Source organism: Brevibacillus sp. NPDC003359 (assembly GCF_042878995.1).
GTDB lineage: Bacteria > Bacillota > Bacilli > Brevibacillales > Brevibacillaceae > Brevibacillus.
In genome coordinates, this window is the sequence record NZ_JBIAOR010000001.1 from 343,190 (window position 1) to 361,984 (window position 18,795).

The window sequence follows — 18,795 nt, forward strand, 5'->3', positions numbered from 1 at the left end:
ATGACGACAGCTCTTAATAGAATCGATCAATTATTCGCCGATCGAGATCGCAAGCGATTCATCCCGTTCCTAACGGTAGGCGATCCTTCCATAGAAGCAACCTTCCACCTGGTAAAAGCGATGGTCGAAGCGGGCGCTGATCTCATCGAGCTCGGTGTCCCTTATTCCGATCCTTTGGCAGATGGACCAACGATACAACGTGCTTCAGAGCGCGCGCTGGAAAATGGCGTGACGATCGGAGATGCTTTGCAATTAGTCAAAAGGCTCCGCGAATCAGGCATGGAGGCTTCCATCGTCCTGTTTTCCTACTTCAATCCGGTTTTACAATATGGTATCGAGCGCTTCTTTGCCGATCTCGCTGTCTTTGGTGCTGACGGTGTTGTCATTCCTGATTTGCCCATTGAGGAAAACGGTCCGGCAGTAACCGCAGCAAAACAGCATGGCATTCATGTCATTTCGCTCGTGGCACCAACTTCCAATTCCAGAATCAATACGATCGGCGCGCAAGCAACCGGATTCCTCTATTGTGTATCATCGCTCGGTGTGACAGGTGCCCGCGTGGACCTGCGAGAGGATTTGGCAGATTTTCTGGAACGAGTAAAGGCGAGCACAACAGTTCCTACTGCGGTAGGCTTCGGAATTTCCACGCCGGATCAGGTAAGAGCAGTAGCACCCCATACAGATGGAGTGATTGTGGGAAGTGCCATCGTACAGCAGATCGAGAAGCATGTTGAAGAGCTGAAAGACCCCAAACAAATGCCGCAAGCTGTAGAAAAAATAAAAACCTTTGTACATCAGTTAGCCAGTGCGCTACAATAGTGGGAAAAATGTGACTGGAGTGAACGTGGATGCAACCGAAACAACGCATACTCAATGCCCCGGTTTATCAACCTGGCAAGCCCATTGATGACGTCAAACGTGAATTTGGTTTGACTGAAGTCATCAAGCTGGCGTCCAATGAAAATCCTTTTGGTTCCTCACCGAAGGCGAAAGCCGCCATTACGGAACAATTGGATAATTTGGCCCTTTATCCAGACGGTGCAAGCCTTAATCTGCGCTGGGATCTTGCTGATTTCCTCGGGGTCAAACCAGGCCAATTGTTTTTCGGCAACGGGTCTGATGAAATTCTGTTGATGATCTCTCGTGCTTTTCTGGGCGAAGGAACAAACGCAGTCATGGCGACGCAAACGTTCTCGCAATATCGCTCGAATGGGATCATTGAAGGAGCGGACCTGATTGAGGTGCCGTTGAAAGATGGCGTTCACGATCTTGAAGCGATGGCGGCAGCTGTCAACGATCAGACGAAGGTCGTATGGGTATGTAACCCGAACAATCCATCTGGCACGATTGTAACGACATCCGAGTTGGAAACTTTTCTGAAAAAGGTTCCCAAAAATGTCCTGGTCGTTTTGGATGAGGCTTACTACGAGTATGTGGTTGATCCGGAATATCCACAAACAGTACCGATGCTCGCTGAGTATCCGAACCTGATTATTTTGCGTACGTTCTCTAAAATCTACGGTCTGGCTGCTCTTCGTATCGGCTACGGTATTGCTACAGAGGAGCTCATTTCCTCTCTGGAACATGTGCGCGAGCCGTTCAATACAGGCACCCTTGGCCAAGTAGCAGCACGAGCGGCGTTAAAAGACCAGGAATTTGTGAAAACGTGCCGTGAGCGTAATCGTGAAGGCATGAAGCAGTTTACTGATTCCTTTGACGAGTGGGGACTTTCCTACTATCCATCTCAGACCAACTTTATTTTGGTTGATGTGAAAAAGGATTCCGATGAAGTATTCAAGAAGCTGCTCTCTCAAGGCATTATCGTTCGCTCTGGTAATGCGCTAGGCTTCCCAGGTTTTCAACGCATTACCATCGGGACAAAAGAGCAAAATGATAAGATTCTTTCTGTATTAAAAGAAATCGTGACTGGAGCATTGAAATAAAGGACGAAGATGCCGGGCATGCCTCGGCATTTTTGTCTAAGAGAGATGAAGGAAGGATAGAGAGTGGAGATGAAAAAAACCACCATTACTGTAATCGGCGTGGGGCTGATCGGCGGCTCAATCGCACTGTCTATGCGACGCGATCCAACTATTCGGGTAGTTGGCTACGACGTACGTCAGGATTGTTTGGATAAAGCACTGACTCTTGGTGTCATTCATGCTGGCACGACAGATTTGCAAACCGCAGTTCGAGAAGCAAATATTATTTTCCTCGCATCACCTGTAGAGCAAATCGTTGCAACCATTCGTTCGTTAGTGGAAATGGATTTGCAGCCTGGTGTGATCATTACAGATGTTGGCAGTACAAAAGCAGGTATTGTCAGACAAGCGGTAGATGTCATTCCCGATCACGTTACGTTTATTGGCGGACATCCGATGGCTGGTTCGCATAAATCCGGCGTGGAAGCTGCTTCTGACCGTCTTATGGAAAATGCCTACTATGTTTTGACACCAGCTCCGGGAACACCTGAAGAAAAAGTAAAGCAATTATCTGAACTACTCACATTGACACGCGCAAAGGTTGTGCAAATGGACGCGGCATCACATGATCAGGTCGTGGGTGCAGTCAGTCATTTTCCGCACATTCTCGCTTCGGCTCTGGTCAATCTGGTGGCAGAGTACGATGAGGAAAATGCTTGGCATGCAACTCTTGCTGCTGGTGGCTTCCGTGACATTACGCGCATTGCATCGAGCAACCCTCAGATGTGGCGCGACATCTTGGTGCAAAACCGCGATCCCATCCTGAAAATCGCAAAAGATTGGGCAAACGCATTGGAAGATGTCGTTCACCTCGTAGAAAAGGGAGATCCAGAAGGAATCGAGCATTTCTTCAAAACGGCACGTGAATTCCGCGACAGCTTGCCTGAGCGCAAAACGGGGGCATTGCCTCCATTGAACGATTTGTATATCGATATCCCAGACAACCCGGGCGAAATCGGACGAATCACGACTCTGTTGGGTGCAAAAGAAATCAACATCACGAATCTCCAAATCAGAGAGACGCGGGAAGACATTTTTGGGGTGCTGCGCATTACATTCCATTCGCAACAAGAGTTGGAAAAGGGAGAGGAAGTTCTTCGCTTTTTCGATTACAATGTATACAAGCGCACATAAGTTTTTTTATGCAAAAACACTTTACAACGAAGACGCTTCACAGTGCGACTGGTGATCTGAGTGAGCGTGAGAGAGAAAAGGAGTGGAAGAAATGCTTCGCGTACAACAAGCCAAACAAATCAAAGGTACCGTTCGGGTGCCAGGAGATAAATCTATTTCCCATCGTGCAGTTATGTTTGGAGCTCTAGCAGAAGGAACCACAACCATCGAAGGCTTTTTGCCGGGGGCCGATTGCTTGAGCACGATTAGCTGCTTCCGTCGGATGGGGATCGAGATAGAACAACAAGGGGATGCCGTAACCGTACAAGGAAAAGGCTGGTACGGCTTGCAGGAACCATCTCAGCATTTAGAAGTAGGGAACTCTGGTACGACCATTCGCTTGATGGCAGGGATCATGGCGACACAGCCTTTCCATGTAGTAATGGAAGGTGATGAGTCCATTGCCAAAAGACCAATGCGCCGTGTGATCGGACCACTGCGTCAAATGGGCGCCAAAATCGATGGAAGAAAAGACGGCGAGTTCACACCGCTATCCATTCGTGGTGGGGAGCTTCAAGGGATTGTGTATCAATCCCCAGTTGCAAGCGCACAAGTGAAGTCAGCGATTATGCTGGCAGGGTTGCAAGCAAAAGGCGTGACGAGTGTAACAGAGCCGCATTTATCCCGCGATCATACAGAGCTTATGCTGCAAGCATTTGGTGTACAAGTTGTACGTGATGGCTTGACCGTTTCAGTAGAAGGCGGACAAAAGCTGAAGGGCCGTGCCATTTCTGTTCCTGGTGACATTTCTTCCGCTGCTTTTTTGATTGCAGCTGTGATGGTCGTACCAGGTAGCTCTCTTCTGATTGAAAATGTCGGAATCAACCCAAGCCGCACGGGCATCATTGATGTGGTCAAAGCTATGGGGGGAAGCCTGGAGCTGTTGAATGAGCGAGTCGTAAATGAAGAACCGGTTGCAGACCTCCTCGTGAAACATTCGGAGTTGCACGGTATTGAAATCGCCGGGGATATCATTCCACGTCTTATTGATGAAATTCCGGTGATTGCTGTCATGGCGACGCAGGCAAAAGGGCAAACCGTTATCCGTGATGCCGAAGAGCTGAAAGTAAAGGAGACAGACCGTATTGCAACGGTGGTTAATCAACTGTCAAAATTTGGTGCGAAAGTGACACCTACCGATGACGGAATGATCATCGAAGGAAAGACAGAATTGACAGGAGCTGTCATCGATAGCATGGGCGATCACCGAATTGGCATGGCGATGGCGATCGCAGGTCTAGTTGCCAAAGGTGAGACGACGATCGAAAATGATGATGCGATTGATGTATCGTTCCCTGGCTTCCACGAGCTGCTTGTGAAAATTAGTCAAAAGTAAAGAATGAATAGAAGCCTGTGCCTCTATAGGGAAGCAGGCTTCTTATTTTGTCGCGAAGAGAAAGCGTTCCGAATTTTAGCAAAAATGATTTGACAAGCGCTTACATTCCGTTTATTATAAAAATACAGTATGGTTTCTCTCCACTCCTATCCAATATAAGAAAGCACGAGTGTGCTACCGTCGTTTGAATGCGCTTACATCAACGGCGGTCTTTTTTTGTTTAAAAAGCGCTTTGGCCCTAATAAGTACTTTTTCCCCTTTTGCTGCATATGCTCGTACAAGAGTAGTGTGTACATAAGAAGCGGGAGGGGGACGAGCTATGCTGGAGCGAGGGATGGTCATACGCGGGGGAACGATTGTCACAGCACTTGAAATGAAAGAAGCTGATATTTGGATTCGTCATGGGAAAATCGTACGAATTGCAAAAGATACCTTGACGAAAAACCCCTTCAACGATTCATTTGAAGAAATAGATGCTACCGGTATGTATCTTTTGCCTGGTTTCGTCGCACTCCCGACACATTCGTTGTATAAAATCAAAGAGGTAGATGTATATATAGAAGCCATGCGAAATCTCATCAGCTATGGATGTACAAGCCTGGTAGACGTCTTCCGACCGGAACGTTGGATGAGCAGACCGCAAATTCACTATCAACAAACTCAGCATTTCAATAGCTTGTTGGATTATGTTTGGCACGTGGAAATCGATGTCGCTGATCTGCACGGTGACCGCTTAGCAGAGTGGTTTAACCATGGTTGCTCTTCGTTTCATGTCACGATTCGAAATCCAGAAGAAATTTCCACAATAAAATGGGAAACGCTTTTGCAACTTCATACGTCTAAACATACGATCCTTCACATGCAGGTGCAAAATGATCCGTTCTTGAAAAAAGAACAACGGGAACACATTCGCCAGATGTGGATGGAGGCTACTCGTTATTGGCGGTTACGTACTGTCATTACTGATTCTCAAGCAGCCTTTCATCTTGAAGAAAATGACCCGTACCTGCATATCTTTCGTTTGCCTGCTGAAGTGACGGATCAAGGTCTTCGTCAATTACATCGTCAATGGTTTGGGAGCTGGCAAGTAGCGTCTCCGATTCACGATGTGCGGATTGATACGCGAAAGAGCTGGTGCACGCCTGAAGAATTGCTTTCTTTGCTAGTCAGGCTCACTTCGACAAATGTTGCAAAAGCAACTGGACTGTATCCGCGAAAAGGAAGCTTGACAACTGGCGCAGACGCTGATATCGTTTTCCTGAAAAAGGAAAACTGGTTGACAAAGATTGATCTTTCCACTATTCTCAATTTTAGTGAAATGCATCTTCCAACATCTGTTATGTCGAACGGTAAATGGATATATCGAGATATGCGATTTGTTCCTTTGATTGGTATGGGTAAGTGCTTATTCGACACGAAGCCCTACGCTTATGTCATATAACCCCGGTTTGGGGGTTTTTTCGTGAATGGTTTCCAGCAGACAGACGAGAAAAAGAATCGTAAGGTCGCGCAACTTTTTACATCCCCAGCAGTCTAATTATGCAAAAGGCCGCTGAGGGATCGGAATCGCAAGGAGGTAATCCTGATCATGACCGATTCCCAGCTTATCCGAGAGATTAAAGAAGGTAATCTGGAATGCTATGCTGAACTGATTCGTCGATATGAAAAAAAGATCCTCTCATTTGTCACTCATCTTTTGCGTCAGGCACATTTAGAGCATATAGCGGAGGATATATGTCAGGAGACGTTTTACAAGGCGTATAAGAGCATTCATTCTTTTCGAGATGTAGAAGCTACATTCTCCACCTGGCTCTATACGATTGCACGCAACTCCGTGCTTAGTGAATTGCGCAAGAGCCGCAATTCTGACGTGTATCTGGATGATACGTTGCAAGTGCCTATGGCTTCTCCCAAGTCGCTGCCTGAGCAAGTTTTGCTCCGGAATGAACGGGAGAGCATGGTAAGACTGGCAATCAACAGCTTGCCAGAGAAGCAACGCTCAGCGCTGATATTACGCGAGTACGAACAAATGGATTACACAGAAATCGCTACGATTCTGGATTTAACAGTGAGCTCTGTGAAGTCTTTGCTGTTTCGAGCGCGGCAAAGTATTCGTGGACAGTTGGAAACCTACATCCTGGACCCTCATTTGGATGAAGCTGAAGGGATGAATCGATGATGAGATGTGAAGAAGTTCAGGAAATACTGCCTGAATACGCCGAAAATCTGTTGCCTGAGGTGACCCAACGCCGGGTTGATCACCATATGGCGGCATGCTATGCCTGTCGTTCCGACTATGAGATTTGGTCGGACAGTGGTGAGTGGATGGAGATGGATAAAGAAGAATACCATTCAGTAACTCCATCACGTTCCATTGTAGACGCGGTGATGGCCCGTATTTTATCAGAAGAGCAGTGGGCGATCCCGATTGGCAGAAAAATTTTCAGCGTGACAGCGAGAATGCGACGCATGGCTGCGAGTGTAGCTGTTTTGTTGCTCATGGTCTTTTCTTTCACTTTATATGTGAATACAAGTACCACGGAGCATGCGAATTCTCTCGTTATAAACGGAGAAGTTATGGAAATTAACGCGCCAAAAGCGCAAGTCATTTCCTCTTCCATGCAAACAGACGACGGTACATACGTGGTAGAAGCACAGGCATATACATCGCATGGAGATTCGTTGGAACATGCCACTGCTTCGATCGTACCGCTCGATGGGAAGCCGTCTTCTACTGATTTAGCCAAGCCGAATTACAGCATCGTACTTAGTATTTTTGGAATCCTTATCACTGTTCTTACAATGAGCTGGCTAACGCGAGCGTAATGGTATATGATCAAGAGTAAAAGAAAAGACCGTCTTCGGACGGTCTTTTGTGGCTATTTTATTAGAGTGGTTGTTCAACAAGCACGTAGAGCAACAAGGCCACGCAAAATACATATGAGGTGAAAGAAATGCCGAAAAAGTGGCTGGTTGTCATAGACGAAGCGATTAAACGGATCGAAAACGATGAAGTGGAGTTGGGCTTGACCGCTTTGCAAAAGGTTCAGGAACATGGAAAAGATTTGCCGGATGTCATGATGTATTTGGCAGAGGTCTGGTACCGACTCGGTCATTTGGAAGAGGCGAGTCAATTGCTGACAGATGTCATGGCCAAAAATCCACAAATGGATTCCTCTTTGCGCAGAGAATGCCAGCTGTTGTTGGCGGAAATTGCTTTGGACTCCAGTGATTTTGAAACGGCGCAACATCTTCTCTATGAATGCAAAGAATCTGGCTTTGAAAGCATCCAGCTTGACTTGTTGCTAGCGGATCTGTATTCACTCCAAGATTTAGATGAAGTAGCGGTCAAGTATTTGGAGCAAGCGAGACTAAAAGAGCCAGATAACCAAGATATTATGGCAGCGTTGGGTAATATGTATTTCCGTATTGGAGAAGACGAGAAAGCAATGAAGCTCTTAGAACAAGCCGGGGATGAGAGTCTGTCCATGCTTTTGACGAAGGGGCGCTCGTACGCACAAAGCGGTCAATTCGAACAGGCTTACCAAGTATTCCGTCAGGCGCTGGTCATGGACCGCTCGCCAGAAGTACTTTACGGATGCGCCCTGATGGCCTTCCACGTAGGACGCCTGGATGAAGCAGCAGAATTGGTCAGCAGCTTGCAGGCGGTTGACGAGGAGTATGTGGCTGCTTACCCATTAGCTGCAGATGTGAATCTTTCGATGGGGAAAACAGAAGCGGCTATTGAGGCTTTGAAGCAATATGTATCTTTGTCAGGTTTCGATTTGGATCAAATCCGTAGGCTGATTGCCCTTTTGACTCAAGCGGGGCGCTATGAGGAAGCGAAAGAATACCAACAGCTTCATGACTTGTGGGACCAAGAATCCGACGAGCAATCATAAAAAATCGCTAAACAGGAAGTCACTTCGGTGCCTTCCTGTTTATTTTTCCGCATTTTGGTAAGAATGAGAGACAAGTAAGCCATCGTAAAGAAGGGATGCACAGATGAACTTGGCTGAGATTTTGGTGTACACCGATATCCGGCAGCTCCATCAGATTGCCAACCATTACGGATGCGAATGCAACCCTCATTCCAAAAACGAATTGATTACGTCACTGCTGTCTAGCTTGAGGCACAGGTTGACAATCTCTCAAGAAGTTGAGCAGCTGAGCAGTGCGGAGACCCATTTTTTGCTCCAATTGTTCCTGGACAAGCGTACGATCATGTCGCTTGAGGATTTGTTGGCGAAGGCCGGGGTGGCACTGGAGTGTGAAAAGGAAAAGAAGCAGGAGGAAGGACGGAAGTTTGTTGCTGCTGCAATGAAACGAGGATGGATTTTTCCGGCGAAAAGTAAAACAGTAGGGCAGTATCAGATTCCGCTGGACATCCGTGAACCGTACTTGCAAGCGTGGCTGACAAAGTGGCGTGAGTCAAACGCATTAGTTCATCCCGGTCCGCAAGCTTATAGGGATGAGGGAACAGCTCTATGCGATGATATCATGCAATTTTTACAATTTCTCCAGCAGGAGCCAGTGCCGCTAACCGCAGAAGGTGGCATGTACAAGCGTCATCAGCAGCAGCTTTTTCAATTTTTGTACGTAAAAGAAGAGCCGCTATTGCCGCAAAAATGGCGTTTTGGGTACGGTCTGCACTTTGATTTATACCCTGACCGTTTTTCGTTGCTATACGATTTCTGCTACTATCACCGATGGATTGTAGAAGTGGACGGCAAGGTAGCATTAACGGATGCAGGCAGGGAGCGACTGGAGCAAACGTATAACGATCAAATGTACCATGATGTCATTCGCTTCTGGATGAGGCTGTACAAGCGGGCTATCCCGAACTTGCCGATGCTGGTTCAGCTCATTCCATTGATCGCCTCGGGTGGTTGGGTAAGTCAGCAATCGCTGATGGACACGCTGCTCCATTGGATGAAAGAGTTTTACTACGATTCGCCCACAGATATCTTGGTGAATCGGGTATGCAAGATGATGGTGCATCTGGGATTGTTGCGCGTTGGTCAAGACGACCAGGAGCAGTGGTTATACACCGCAACGTATGCGAGCCAGACTTGGCTTCGAAAATACAATGGTTTTACCGAAACGACTATTTTATTGAAGTGAGGGATGGGTATGGAGTGGCCGAATTTCTATTCCAACGCGTACGGAACGAACAATCAAATGGTTTCCGGTTTACTATCTGAAATGGTGATAGACGAGCAGATGCGTCAATATCGCAAGCGCACGCTAATCCAGGAGATTGATGAGGCACTGGCAACGAAAAACAAAGAGCTGTTTTTGCGGTTAACAGACGAATTAAAAGAAATCATGGCTTACGAGCAAGCCTAATTACATAATCGTATGCGTTATTGCGAGTCTCCGACCATTCATGGTACGCTTGTTTCCAGAAATGAACAAGGAAATGAGGAGACGGCTCTATGCAGTGGAACTTGAACGATTTTGAAAACTGGGAGGAGTTGCGGTCCTTTGTGGATACCGCGCTGCTCCCTCTTTATTTGTACAGCTCGGACAGAAAAGTAGAAGAGCATGTTGTACGCACGAACTACTTATTAAATGTAGCTGCTGGGATTGAGCAGCGGCTGAAGGGACGCGTGCTGCTGTTTCCGTTAAGCTATCAAATCGCAGAAGAAGAGCTGGAGCAAAGAACACCGGCGGAATTCCCCTATAAAGTAGTGCTTCATTTTCGTGGAGAACAGATTCAATTAAAGGAACGAGCAGAAGAAGGCGTATTGACTTTATTGGTAGGGGATGAAGACCTGGAATCTTCTTTGCGATTTGAAGTGACCGTAGATGTGCTGTACAAAGAGGTCATAAAGATGTGGCAAACAGGGCGGGGATAATCGTTTTGACTTAAAAAAGAGACGCAATAGAGAAAGCGTTTTCCGGTAATACTACAGAAAAATGGGTGGGGCAAGGTCTTAAATTTGACAATCTGGCAACAATATCCTGTCACACATCGTTTGGGTAAAGACATGTCCACTGGACATTCTTGACATCTTTATAGGCGTTAGCTATGATTGGGATTGACCTAGTGTATATGTATGAAAATGCCATCGTAGCGCTATTTTACAGGATAAGGAGGGAAAAAAGATATGGGAGACAAACGCGAAATTTCCAGGCGTACATTTTTGAACTACGCCCTGATGGGAACTGGCGGATTCCTTGCTGCGGGAATGATCACCCCAATGATTCGCTTTGCGGTAGACCCCCTTCTGCAAGGACATGCAGGTGGAGATAAAGTAGCTGTCGGCAGTCCGGATGAGTTTAGTGCCGTGCCAAAACGCGTTGAATTCAAGGTCCATACCAAGGACGGTTGGTATGAATCAGAATCTACACTTACTGCATGGGTTACCAAGAACGACAAGGGTGAGATTCTTGCTCTGTCCCCGATCTGTAAGCACTTAGGGTGTACGGTTGACTGGGGAACTGGCCCAGGACAACCAAATGAGTACTTCTGTCCTTGCCACATGGGTCGTTATTCGATCAATGGCGAGCACATTTTGGGAACGCCACCGACGGCCTCTCTTGATGAGTATGAGACAGAAGTCAAAGACGGAAAATTGTATTTAGGTAAAGTAAAAGCAAATCCTCGTCCGGGGGTGAACGGCTAAAATGATGCAAAAAATGTATGATTGGGTCGACGAACGCTTAAACATCACTCCGATGTGGCGTGACTTGGCTGACCACGAAGTACCTGAGCACGTGAACCCGGCACATCATTTTTCCGCTTTTGTTTACTGCTTTGGTGGACTTACGTTCTTTATTACCGTTATTCAAATCTTGTCTGGTATGTTCTTGACGATGTACTATGTACCAGACGTTATCAATGCTTACGAATCCGTTAAGTACCTCCAGAACGAAGTAGCGTTCGGGGTAATTGTACGCGGTATGCATCACTGGGGTGCCAGCTTGGTAATCGTGATGATGTTCCTACATACTCTGCGTGTATTCTTTACAGGTGCATACAAAAAGCCTCGTGAATTGAACTGGGTAGTCGGCGTACTGATTTTCTTCGTTATGCTGGGTCTCGGTTTCACAGGCTACCTCTTGCCTTGGGATAACACAGCATACTTTGCGACCAAGGTAGGTGTACAGATCGCAGACTCTGTACCATTTATTGGTCCTTATGTAAAAACGTTGCTCACAGGCGGAGACATTCTAGGGGCGCAAACCCTTTCCCGTTTCTTCGCGATTCACGTGTTCTTCCTGCCAGGCGCTCTGCTTGGTCTGTTAGGAGCTCACTTTGTTATGATTCGTTCGCAAGGTATCTCGGGTCCACTATAATCGGTCTTCGAAAAAAGGAGGAAATAGCATGGCAAAACAAGATAAAGATGCTACCTTCGTCGGAGATTCCCGAGTATCGGCGAAGCGTATCCCGAACATTTCTCCATCCTACTCTGACTTTCCAGGTAAAAACGAGCCATTCTGGCCAAATTTCCTGTTGAAAGAGTGGATGGTGGCAGCCGTCTGCTTAGTTGGCTTCCTCGTGTTGACGGTTTCTCATCCGTCGCCGTTGACTGACAAAGCAAACCCGAATGATACATCATTCATTCCGTTGCCAGACTGGTACTTCTTGTTCCTGTATCAATTGCTGAAATATCCATGGGCTGCAGGGGATTGGGTCGTTCTTGGAATCGTTGTTATTCCAGGTATCGCATTTGGTGCACTGATGCTGGCGCCTTGGCTGGATACCAGCAAAGAGCGTCGTCCTAGCAAGCGTCCAGTTGCTACTGGCTTGATGCTGACTGCACTCGTTGGTATTTTCTACCTGACTTGGGCGGCAAACCATGAATATCATCTGGCTCACCCAGGTAAAGGCAAAGGAACTGGTGGCAAAGAGGGCTCTAGTGCAACAGCACCTGCTCCTGCAGACACTAGCTTTAAAGCAGATGCACTTTGGAAAGCGCAAACAAGCTGTATGGGATGCCATGGTAAAAACATGGAGGGTGGCATGGGGCCAAACCTCCAAAAAATCGGTGCAACTTTGGATGCAGCTAAGATTACTGACGTCATCAAGAACGGTAAAGGCGGAATGCCAGCCGGTTTGATCAAAGATGACGCGGAAATCGCAAAGCTGGCTGAATACATGGCTAGCTTGAAATAAGCTAATAGGGGAAAAGCTGGCTGGTAATGCGGTCAGCTTTTTCGTTAGCGGCGTACACAGCGGGAGACGATTATACATGATCTGGATATGGGAGTGGTTTCGGCAATCATTGGGCAAAAGGTGGTTTCTTTGGACGCTGTTCGTCGTCAACTTTTTGGGAACCATATATGGATTCATGTGGTATGGTAACCAACTTGCTGAGACACCAGCGTATTTGATTCCTTTTGTCCCGGACAGCCCGACAGGTAGCGGACTTTTTTCGCTTGTACTCCTTACCTATTTGTTGGGTCGCCACATTCCTGTACTGGAAGCTTTGGCTGGCATCACCAATTTTAAGTATGGTGTCTGGGCCGTCTGCATTATCGTGGCTGGTTGGATGATGGGCAATGAAGTGCGTTGGACAGACGTGATGCTGATCATTTCCCACACCGGCATGGCTGTGGAATCTGTTTTGTATGCGCGTTTTTACAAGCTAAGTCTTCTGCCGGTAGGAATCGCTGCGCTGTGGACACTAAATAATGACTTTCTCGATTACGTCATGGACATCCATCCGTGGCTGCCGAGTGTGCTGGATCCGTATGAGGGCTTCGTTGGTTTGTTTACGGTGCTTCTCAGTTTGATCTCCATCTCGGTGATCTGGTGGGTGAATATGAAGTATACGACAAATAAGGTCTAATCTTGTCCTCCTTTCCATAGGCTGTACTAGGGAAGGAGGTTATTTGCGTTGAAGAAAAACATCCGGTTTTTATTATTCTTTCTCATGATCGGGTTGTTCTTGTCGTGGCCCATTCATAATTTGTACTCGAAGCTGAATCAACCGATAGAAGAAAAGCAGTTGGCAGCATTGGATCAAATTGCGCATGAGTTACTGACGTATGCAAAAAAGGGAGATCTTGAAGGGGCAGAGCAGCGCATTGTACAACTTGCGGAACGATTCCCGAACCAGCATTTGCCCAATCCGATACGAATTGAGAGTTTGAATGCAGTGACCCAGTCCATACTGGCAGCCAAGCAAAGTTTTGCTTCCACGAACGCAAGTGAACAGCAATTGCTGTGGCATGCCACGCGGGTCCGTATCGCCATAGACGCATTGACGCATGATCACCAGCCGATGTGGCGCGGCTACTATCCTTCTCTCGTAACACAGGTCCAAAACCTGCAGCTATCGGCTGTTGAGCGGAATTTCAGTCAGTTTCGTGAACAGTTCGATGAGAATTACCGATTATTTTTGGCTATTAAGCCGGGGATGAGTATTCAGCTTCCGGAGGGACAAATGTCCTCGATTACGGTTGCGTACGATATTATATCCAAAGAGATGCGGAACTCCCAAGTAGACTGGCAACTGGTACGAGAGGCGTTGCGAGAATTGAACAGCTCTTTTCAAGTGGCTTTTGTGGGAGAAGAGAAGAGTACGTTCGCTCGTTTGATGATGCGGCCAGACTCACCTATTGTAATTCTCACATCGATCTCGATTGCTTTGGTCATGGCCTTGTCTTATGTGGCATGGAAGAAATATGACGGAGAAATCCGTTCGACTTAATGGATGCAAAAAACCTTGCCTGTACGAATAGGCAAGGTTTTTTGCTGTGCTGCTTCGTTCTAGTCGTGAAGCGGTTTCTTGTTTTCATCAAGCGTGAAGCCTTCTCCGAGAACTTCATGCACATCGTTGACGATGACAAAAGCATGCGGATCAATTTCTTGCACAATCGTTTTAAAACGCATGACTTCGTTTCGACTGACAACCACATAGATGACTTTCTTTTCATCGCCAGAGTAGGCACCTTTACCCGCCAAGAGTGTCACACCTCGACCTAGATCGAGGATTTGCTTGGCGATGCTATCTGCTTCGTTGGATATGATCGTCAGTGCTTTTCCTGCATACGCGCCATCCTGGAAAAAGTCGATGACACGTGCTGCGATAAAGACGACGACGAGGGTATACATAGCGCTTTCCAGATTCAAATAGACGAGGGACGCCCCAATGACCAAGATGTCTCCGAAAAACAATGTCCTCCCCATACTGATACCCATGTATTTCTGAAGCAGTCTCGCAATGATGTCCACACCACCGGTTGTCCCGCCGTAACGGAAGATAATCCCTAGACCGACACCAACCGCTACCCCAGCATACAGGGAAGCGAGCAAGCGATCTTTCATCGGCAACGGAAGGACACCATCAAATAGGGATAAAAAGACGGAGAGAGAAACCGTTCCCAAAATCGTGTAGAAAAAAGAAGTTCGTCCAAGAATTTTCCAGCCCAAGAAAAATAACGGTATGTTCAGGACAAAGAAGACGATTCCCTGATCCACAGCAGGAACTAACAGCTTGATCAAAATACTGATACCAGTGATACCGCCCTCAGCTAGGTGGTTGGGAATGTTAAACGCGTTAATACCGAATCCCATAATGGCAGAACCGATGATAATGGCAATGATACTGTCAAGACGAATTTTCATATTTCCTCCTGTTCGCCGGACCAGGAAAAGGCTTCCCCCCGGACTTGATGTGCAGGTAATACTTGTGTTACCTGAGGGCTATCCGAAAGCCATTATAAATGAACGCTCGTTTGGTTGTCCATATGCTGGAAAGACGAAGTATTGTGATTTGGCAAACGAAGCCTTTTTTAGTACGATAGGTGAAAGAGAGAAGTATGTGAAAAAGGAGTGGGCGGATGGAACGGAAAAAGACTATGCAAGAGATGCAGCAAGAAGTTGATCAATACATATCGCAATTTAAAGAAGGCTACTTTTCCCCGCTTTCGATGCTGGCTAGGATGACGGAAGAAGTAGGTGAATTAGCCAGAGAGATTAACCATTTCTATGGGGAAAAACCGAAGAAAAAGGATGAGGGCGAAAAAACAGTAGAGGAAGAGCTGGGTGACGTACTCTTCATCGTAATCTGTTTCGCAAACTCACTCGGAATCGATTTGCAGGAAGCGTTTGATCGTATTATGTACAAGTTTAATACTCGCGATAAAGATCGCTGGACGAAAATAGAGGAGAACGAGCAGCATGACTAAACAAATCCGTGTAGCAGTTGCAGGCGCAAATGGTCGAATGGGGCAAGAAGTAGTGAAAATGCTGGCGCAGGATACCACTCTCGTTTTTACAGGCAATCTAGACACGCGTGTGAGCGAAGCGGAAATCAATCAACAACTGGACGAAATGAAGCCGGATGTTTTAGTAGACTTTACGACACCGCATACGGTGTATCGTCATATGGAGCTCTGTCTGGCTCGTGGTGTGAGACCAGTTGTCGGAACAACGGGGCTGACAACAGAGCAGCTGCAAGAAATAACAAAACGCTATAAAGAAGCGGGACTAGGTGCCATCATTGCCCCGAATTTTGCGATCGGAGCGATTCTATGTATGAAGTTTTCCGCAATGGCGGCAAAATATATGCCGCATGTGGAAATTATCGAGCTACATCATGACCGCAAGCTGGATGCGCCAAGCGGAACTGCTTTGAAGACGGCCGAGATGATCGCAGCCGTTCGAGAAGAGCTCAAGCAAGGGCATCCGGAAGAGGTAGAAACGATTCCAGGTGCTCGCGGCGCTGACTACGAAGGCTTCCGGATTCATAGTGTCCGTCTGCCAGGCATGGTTGCTCATCAGGAGGTTTTGTTTGGCGCAACAGGCCAAACGCTGTCCATTCGTCATGATTCGATTAACCGGGAATCATTCATGCCAGGTGTGAATATGGCCATTAAAGCCGTGATGAATATGAACGGATTGATTTACGGATTGGAGCATCTGATTGATTAAACGTTTGATTAACATACAGACGATACCCAGCCATAAAGGGAGAGGTTTTCTTGAAGATTGCATTGATTGCCCATGATCGAATGAAAGAACAGATTGTGCAACTAGCGATGGCCTATGAATCCATTTTGGCAAAACACGACCTGTATGCCACAGGAACAACTGGGTCGCGAATCATGGAAGCTACGTCGCTGTCCTTAACCCGGTTTCTGTCAGGGCCATTAGGAGGCGATCAACAAATCGGAGCGATGATCGCCCGCAATGAGATGGACTTGATTATCTTTTTGCGTGATCCACTGACTTCTCAACCACATGAGCCTGATATTATCGCATTGCTTCGACTGTGTGATGTGCACCAGATTCCGTTTGCTACCAATCTCGGTTCGGCAGAAATCATGCTGAAGGCTTTGGAGCTGGGACAACTGGATTGGCGTGAAGTGGTGCATGAGGAGAATGAAGCATGAGTTCACTCGATATTTTGGCAATCGGCGCGCATCCTGACGATGTCGAAATAGGCGCGGCAGGCAGTCTGATTTTGGCAGCCAAAGAGGGGAAGCGTGTGGGGATTCTCGACTTGACCTACGCTGAACTGTCTTCGAATGGAACGGTTGAAAGAAGGCAGCAAGAAGCGGCTGCAGCTGACCAGGTGATGGGAGTGGCTGCTCGATATAATTTTGGTCTACCTGATCGTGGCTTGGAAGCTGTCAGGGAAAGTGCGATTGAACGTGTCGTAAAGGTGATTCGCGAAACACGCCCAGCCATTGTGCTTGCGCCTTATTATTCAGATCGTCATCCAGATCACGAAAGCGTAAGCCGGATCGTTCGAGAGGCGGTATTTAATGCGGGCATCCGCAAGTATTTGCCGGAGCCTTCTTTGCCTGCCTATCGACCTTCGCAATTCCTTTACTACTTTATTAATTCCACTGTCACGCCTCAGGTTGTCGTGGATATCACCGCTGTTTATCCGCAAAAAATGGAGGCGCTGCGTTGCTACCGCAGTCAGTTTGAGCTAGAAGAAGGCAGCGTTCAAACACCGCTTACCAACGGGTATCTGGAGTCTGTCGAGTATCGAGAGCGACTGTTTGGTCAGCAGGCTGGTGTAGCTTACGTAGAAGGATTTGTCAGTGCAGCTCCGTATGTATTAAAGAGCTTGTGAGAAGGAGTGACACTGTATGAAGATCGGGATTACTTGCTATCCGTCATTGGGCGGATCGGGGGTAGTAGCCACAGAGCTGGGCAAGCTATTGGCCGAGCGAGGACATCAAGTCCATTTCATTACAGGTGGAATGCCATTTCGCTTAGGTGCGTTTCACCCGAATATTTTTTATCATGAAGTAGAAGTGAACAACTATGATGTTTTTAAATATCCACCTTATGATTTGACCTTGGCGAACCGAATGGCGCAAGTGGCGAAAAATGAAAACCTGGACTTATTACATGTGCATTATGCTGTGCCACATGCGTTGTGTGCGTTCCTTGCCAAGCAAATGGTAGGGGATCATTTGAAAATTGTGACCACCTTGCACGGGACGGATATTACTGTTCTGGGTTATGACTCGAATTTGAGTGATATGATCCGCTTCGGCATTGAGCGAAGCGATTTGGTAACCGCGGTGTCCAATGATTTGATCAGGCAGACGAAAGAGCTGTTGCATGTTGAAAAGGAAATTGTCCCCGTGTACAACTTCGTAGACAAGCGGCGTTATTACCCAAAAGAGGTTACGAAGCTGAAAAAGGTATTTGCACCGAATGGTGAAAAAATTCTTATGCATATCTCTAATTTCCGTCCGGTCAAACGAGTGCCGGATGTGATTGAAATATTTTCGCGCGTACGTGAAGAAATGGCTTCCAGACTGATCCTCATTGGCGAAGGTCCCGAAATGGGTCTGGTCCGCAAGATGATCGCTGAGCTCGGTCTGAGCGACGATGTTTGCTTCCTCGGCAAGCAAGAAGACGTCGCTGAGGTATTGTCGATGGCAGACATCATGCTGCTTCCATCAGAAAAGGAAAGCTTCGGACTCGTCGCATTGGAAGCAATGGCTTGCGGCGTGCCTGTCGTCGCTACGGTGGCAGGAGGCTTGCCTGAAGTCGTCCTGGATGGTGTGAACGGCTTCTTGCGCCCGATTGGGGACGTTGAAGGCATGGCGAAAGAAACGATTCGTCTCCTGCAAAATGAAGAGCTATACCGCGAATTCTCGGCGAATAGCATTGAGCGATCCTGCAAAACGTTTTGTCACGAAACGATTGCCTCTCAGTATGAAGCTCTTTATGCTAACTTGCTGGCAAGCGATCCGGTGAAAAACTAAGCTTTTGAACGTAAGATTGAGCTTTTGGCTAGCTGATGCACTTTGGAAATAAAAATGAACAATCCATACAAAACTCTCATGAATAACGCCTCCTTGTGTAGATCAGGCGGA

The 18,795-nt window shown here is 47.1% G+C and carries 22 protein-coding genes; 21 read left to right on the forward strand and 1 reads right to left on the reverse strand.

Annotated features, from left to right (window positions below; all coding sequences use genetic code 11):
- From trpA to ACFYU8_RS01690, 16 genes are all read left to right on the forward strand, one after another.
- Entirely contained in the window at nt 1–819 is an 819-nt protein-coding gene (gene trpA / locus ACFYU8_RS01615; RefSeq protein WP_390296449.1) for a tryptophan synthase subunit alpha, read from the forward strand.
- A 29-nt stretch (nt 820–848) separates the two neighbouring features.
- On the forward strand, nt 849–1,943 hold the full coding sequence (hisC, locus tag ACFYU8_RS01620) for a histidinol-phosphate transaminase (protein ID WP_390296447.1): 1,095 nt from the start codon (nt 849–851) through the stop codon (nt 1,941–1,943).
- Between the two features lie 69 nt (nt 1,944–2,012).
- Nucleotides 2,013–3,116, forward strand: a complete 1,104-nt coding sequence (locus ACFYU8_RS01625) for a prephenate dehydrogenase (protein ID WP_390297367.1) — start codon at nt 2,013–2,015, stop codon at nt 3,114–3,116.
- 91 nt (nt 3,117–3,207) lie between these two features.
- On the forward strand, nt 3,208–4,491 hold the full coding sequence (aroA, locus tag ACFYU8_RS01630) for a 3-phosphoshikimate 1-carboxyvinyltransferase (protein ID WP_390296445.1): 1,284 nt from the start codon (nt 3,208–3,210) through the stop codon (nt 4,489–4,491).
- 319 nt (nt 4,492–4,810) lie between these two features.
- Nucleotides 4,811–5,932 carry an amidohydrolase family protein gene (locus ACFYU8_RS01635; protein WP_390296443.1) on the forward strand — a complete coding sequence of 374 codons (1,122 nt, stop codon included), beginning with the start codon at nt 4,811–4,813 and terminating at the stop codon, nt 5,930–5,932.
- A 147-nt stretch (nt 5,933–6,079) separates the two neighbouring features.
- On the forward strand, nt 6,080–6,670 hold the full coding sequence (locus ACFYU8_RS01640) for an RNA polymerase sigma factor (protein ID WP_390296441.1): 591 nt from the start codon (nt 6,080–6,082) through the stop codon (nt 6,668–6,670).
- Nucleotides 6,667–7,317, forward strand: coding sequence for a zf-HC2 domain-containing protein (locus tag ACFYU8_RS01645; RefSeq protein ID WP_390296439.1), 651 nt, complete (start codon nt 6,667–6,669; stop codon nt 7,315–7,317). The genes ACFYU8_RS01640 and ACFYU8_RS01645 overlap by 4 nt, the downstream gene beginning before the upstream one ends.
- 128 nt (nt 7,318–7,445) lie before the next feature.
- A complete protein-coding gene (locus tag ACFYU8_RS01650) occupies nt 7,446–8,393 on the forward strand; it encodes a tetratricopeptide repeat protein (RefSeq protein WP_390296437.1) in 948 nt (315 codons plus the stop codon).
- Nucleotides 8,394–8,496: 103 nt separating this feature from the next.
- Complete coding sequence (locus ACFYU8_RS01655) at nt 8,497–9,615, forward strand: hypothetical protein (protein WP_390296435.1); 1,119 nt, start codon at nt 8,497–8,499, stop codon at nt 9,613–9,615.
- A gap of 9 nt (nt 9,616–9,624) precedes the next feature.
- A complete protein-coding gene (locus ACFYU8_RS01660) occupies nt 9,625–9,840 on the forward strand; it encodes an IDEAL domain-containing protein (protein WP_106837506.1) in 216 nt (71 codons plus the stop codon).
- Nucleotides 9,841–9,929: 89 nt separating this feature from the next.
- On the forward strand, nt 9,930–10,352 hold the full coding sequence (locus ACFYU8_RS01665) for a DUF2487 family protein (RefSeq protein ID WP_390296433.1): 423 nt from the start codon (nt 9,930–9,932) through the stop codon (nt 10,350–10,352).
- A 252-nt stretch (nt 10,353–10,604) separates the two neighbouring features.
- Nucleotides 10,605–11,123: a Rieske (2Fe-2S) protein gene (locus ACFYU8_RS01670; RefSeq protein ID WP_007716590.1), complete on the forward strand. Its 519-nt coding sequence runs from the start codon at nt 10,605–10,607 to the stop codon at nt 11,121–11,123.
- Between the two features lies 1 nt (nt 11,124).
- Complete coding sequence (gene qcrB, locus ACFYU8_RS01675; protein WP_390296431.1) at nt 11,125–11,796, forward strand: menaquinol-cytochrome c reductase cytochrome b subunit; 672 nt, start codon at nt 11,125–11,127, stop codon at nt 11,794–11,796.
- Between the two features lie 28 nt (nt 11,797–11,824).
- Nucleotides 11,825–12,616, forward strand: a complete 792-nt coding sequence (locus ACFYU8_RS01680) for a menaquinol-cytochrome c reductase cytochrome b/c subunit (protein ID WP_390296429.1) — start codon at nt 11,825–11,827, stop codon at nt 12,614–12,616.
- A gap of 76 nt (nt 12,617–12,692) precedes the next feature.
- A complete protein-coding gene (locus ACFYU8_RS01685; RefSeq protein WP_390296427.1) occupies nt 12,693–13,292 on the forward strand; it encodes a DUF1405 domain-containing protein in 600 nt (199 codons plus the stop codon).
- Between the two features lie 48 nt (nt 13,293–13,340).
- Entirely contained in the window at nt 13,341–14,156 is an 816-nt protein-coding gene (locus ACFYU8_RS01690) for a sporulation protein YpjB (RefSeq protein WP_390296425.1), read from the forward strand.
- A 59-nt stretch (nt 14,157–14,215) separates the two neighbouring features.
- On the opposite strand, the gene ACFYU8_RS01695 is transcribed toward ACFYU8_RS01690, so the two are convergent.
- Nucleotides 14,216–15,073: a YitT family protein gene (locus tag ACFYU8_RS01695; RefSeq protein WP_390296423.1), complete on the reverse strand. Its 858-nt coding sequence runs from the start codon at nt 15,071–15,073 to the stop codon at nt 14,216–14,218.
- 215 nt (nt 15,074–15,288) lie between these two features.
- Between ACFYU8_RS01695 and ACFYU8_RS01700 the strand changes: the two genes are divergently transcribed.
- From ACFYU8_RS01700 to bshA, 5 genes are read left to right on the forward strand one after another with little or no spacing between them, the layout of a single operon-like run.
- On the forward strand, nt 15,289–15,636 hold the full coding sequence (locus ACFYU8_RS01700) for a nucleotide pyrophosphohydrolase (protein ID WP_390296421.1): 348 nt from the start codon (nt 15,289–15,291) through the stop codon (nt 15,634–15,636).
- A complete protein-coding gene (dapB, locus tag ACFYU8_RS01705) occupies nt 15,629–16,381 on the forward strand; it encodes a 4-hydroxy-tetrahydrodipicolinate reductase (RefSeq protein ID WP_390296419.1) in 753 nt (250 codons plus the stop codon). Before ACFYU8_RS01700 ends, dapB begins: the two co-directional genes overlap by 8 nt.
- Before the next feature lie 50 nt (nt 16,382–16,431).
- The gene (locus ACFYU8_RS01710; protein ID WP_390296417.1) at nt 16,432–16,842 is read left to right on the forward strand and encodes a methylglyoxal synthase; all 411 of its coding nucleotides are present in this window, start codon (nt 16,432–16,434) and stop codon (nt 16,840–16,842) included.
- Nucleotides 16,839–17,534, forward strand: coding sequence for a bacillithiol biosynthesis deacetylase BshB1 (gene bshB1 / locus ACFYU8_RS01715; protein ID WP_390296415.1), 696 nt, complete (start codon nt 16,839–16,841; stop codon nt 17,532–17,534). Before ACFYU8_RS01710 ends, bshB1 begins: the two co-directional genes overlap by 4 nt.
- Before the next feature lie 16 nt (nt 17,535–17,550).
- Nucleotides 17,551–18,684 (forward strand): N-acetyl-alpha-D-glucosaminyl L-malate synthase BshA, encoded by a 1,134-nt coding sequence (gene bshA, locus ACFYU8_RS01720; protein WP_390296413.1) that lies wholly within the window; start codon nt 17,551–17,553, stop codon nt 18,682–18,684.
- The last annotated feature ends 111 nt before the right edge of the window (nt 18,685–18,795 follow it).

What these genes read in the sequence shown, in the direction of transcription:
- trpA (WP_390296449.1), top strand. Translation starts at nt 1, where the DNA reads ATGACGACAGCTCTTAATAGAATCGATCAATTATTCGCCGATCGAGAT.
- ACFYU8_RS01685 (WP_390296427.1), top strand. Translation starts at nt 12,693, where the DNA reads ATGATCTGGATATGGGAGTGGTTTCGGCAATCATTGGGCAAAAGGTGG.
- ACFYU8_RS01660 (WP_106837506.1), top strand. Translation starts at nt 9,625, where the DNA reads ATGGAGTGGCCGAATTTCTATTCCAACGCGTACGGAACGAACAATCAA.
- bshB1 (WP_390296415.1), top strand. Translation starts at nt 16,839, where the DNA reads ATGAGTTCACTCGATATTTTGGCAATCGGCGCGCATCCTGACGATGTC.
- ACFYU8_RS01680 (WP_390296429.1), top strand. Translation starts at nt 11,825, where the DNA reads ATGGCAAAACAAGATAAAGATGCTACCTTCGTCGGAGATTCCCGAGTA.
- aroA (WP_390296445.1), top strand. Translation starts at nt 3,208, where the DNA reads ATGCTTCGCGTACAACAAGCCAAACAAATCAAAGGTACCGTTCGGGTG.
- qcrB (WP_390296431.1), top strand. Translation starts at nt 11,125, where the DNA reads ATGATGCAAAAAATGTATGATTGGGTCGACGAACGCTTAAACATCACT.
- ACFYU8_RS01665 (WP_390296433.1), top strand. Translation starts at nt 9,930, where the DNA reads ATGCAGTGGAACTTGAACGATTTTGAAAACTGGGAGGAGTTGCGGTCC.
- ACFYU8_RS01635 (WP_390296443.1), top strand. Translation starts at nt 4,811, where the DNA reads ATGCTGGAGCGAGGGATGGTCATACGCGGGGGAACGATTGTCACAGCA.
- bshA (WP_390296413.1), top strand. Translation starts at nt 17,551, where the DNA reads ATGAAGATCGGGATTACTTGCTATCCGTCATTGGGCGGATCGGGGGTA.
- ACFYU8_RS01695 (WP_390296423.1), bottom strand. Translation starts at nt 15,073, where the DNA reads ATGAAAATTCGTCTTGACAGTATCATTGCCATTATCATCGGTTCTGCC.
- ACFYU8_RS01700 (WP_390296421.1), top strand. Translation starts at nt 15,289, where the DNA reads ATGGAACGGAAAAAGACTATGCAAGAGATGCAGCAAGAAGTTGATCAA.
- ACFYU8_RS01645 (WP_390296439.1), top strand. Translation starts at nt 6,667, where the DNA reads ATGATGAGATGTGAAGAAGTTCAGGAAATACTGCCTGAATACGCCGAA.
- ACFYU8_RS01625 (WP_390297367.1), top strand. Translation starts at nt 2,013, where the DNA reads ATGAAAAAAACCACCATTACTGTAATCGGCGTGGGGCTGATCGGCGGC.
- ACFYU8_RS01655 (WP_390296435.1), top strand. Translation starts at nt 8,497, where the DNA reads ATGAACTTGGCTGAGATTTTGGTGTACACCGATATCCGGCAGCTCCAT.
- dapB (WP_390296419.1), top strand. Translation starts at nt 15,629, where the DNA reads ATGACTAAACAAATCCGTGTAGCAGTTGCAGGCGCAAATGGTCGAATG.
- ACFYU8_RS01650 (WP_390296437.1), top strand. Translation starts at nt 7,446, where the DNA reads ATGCCGAAAAAGTGGCTGGTTGTCATAGACGAAGCGATTAAACGGATC.
- hisC (WP_390296447.1), top strand. Translation starts at nt 849, where the DNA reads ATGCAACCGAAACAACGCATACTCAATGCCCCGGTTTATCAACCTGGC.
- ACFYU8_RS01640 (WP_390296441.1), top strand. Translation starts at nt 6,080, where the DNA reads ATGACCGATTCCCAGCTTATCCGAGAGATTAAAGAAGGTAATCTGGAA.
- ACFYU8_RS01670 (WP_007716590.1), top strand. Translation starts at nt 10,605, where the DNA reads ATGGGAGACAAACGCGAAATTTCCAGGCGTACATTTTTGAACTACGCC.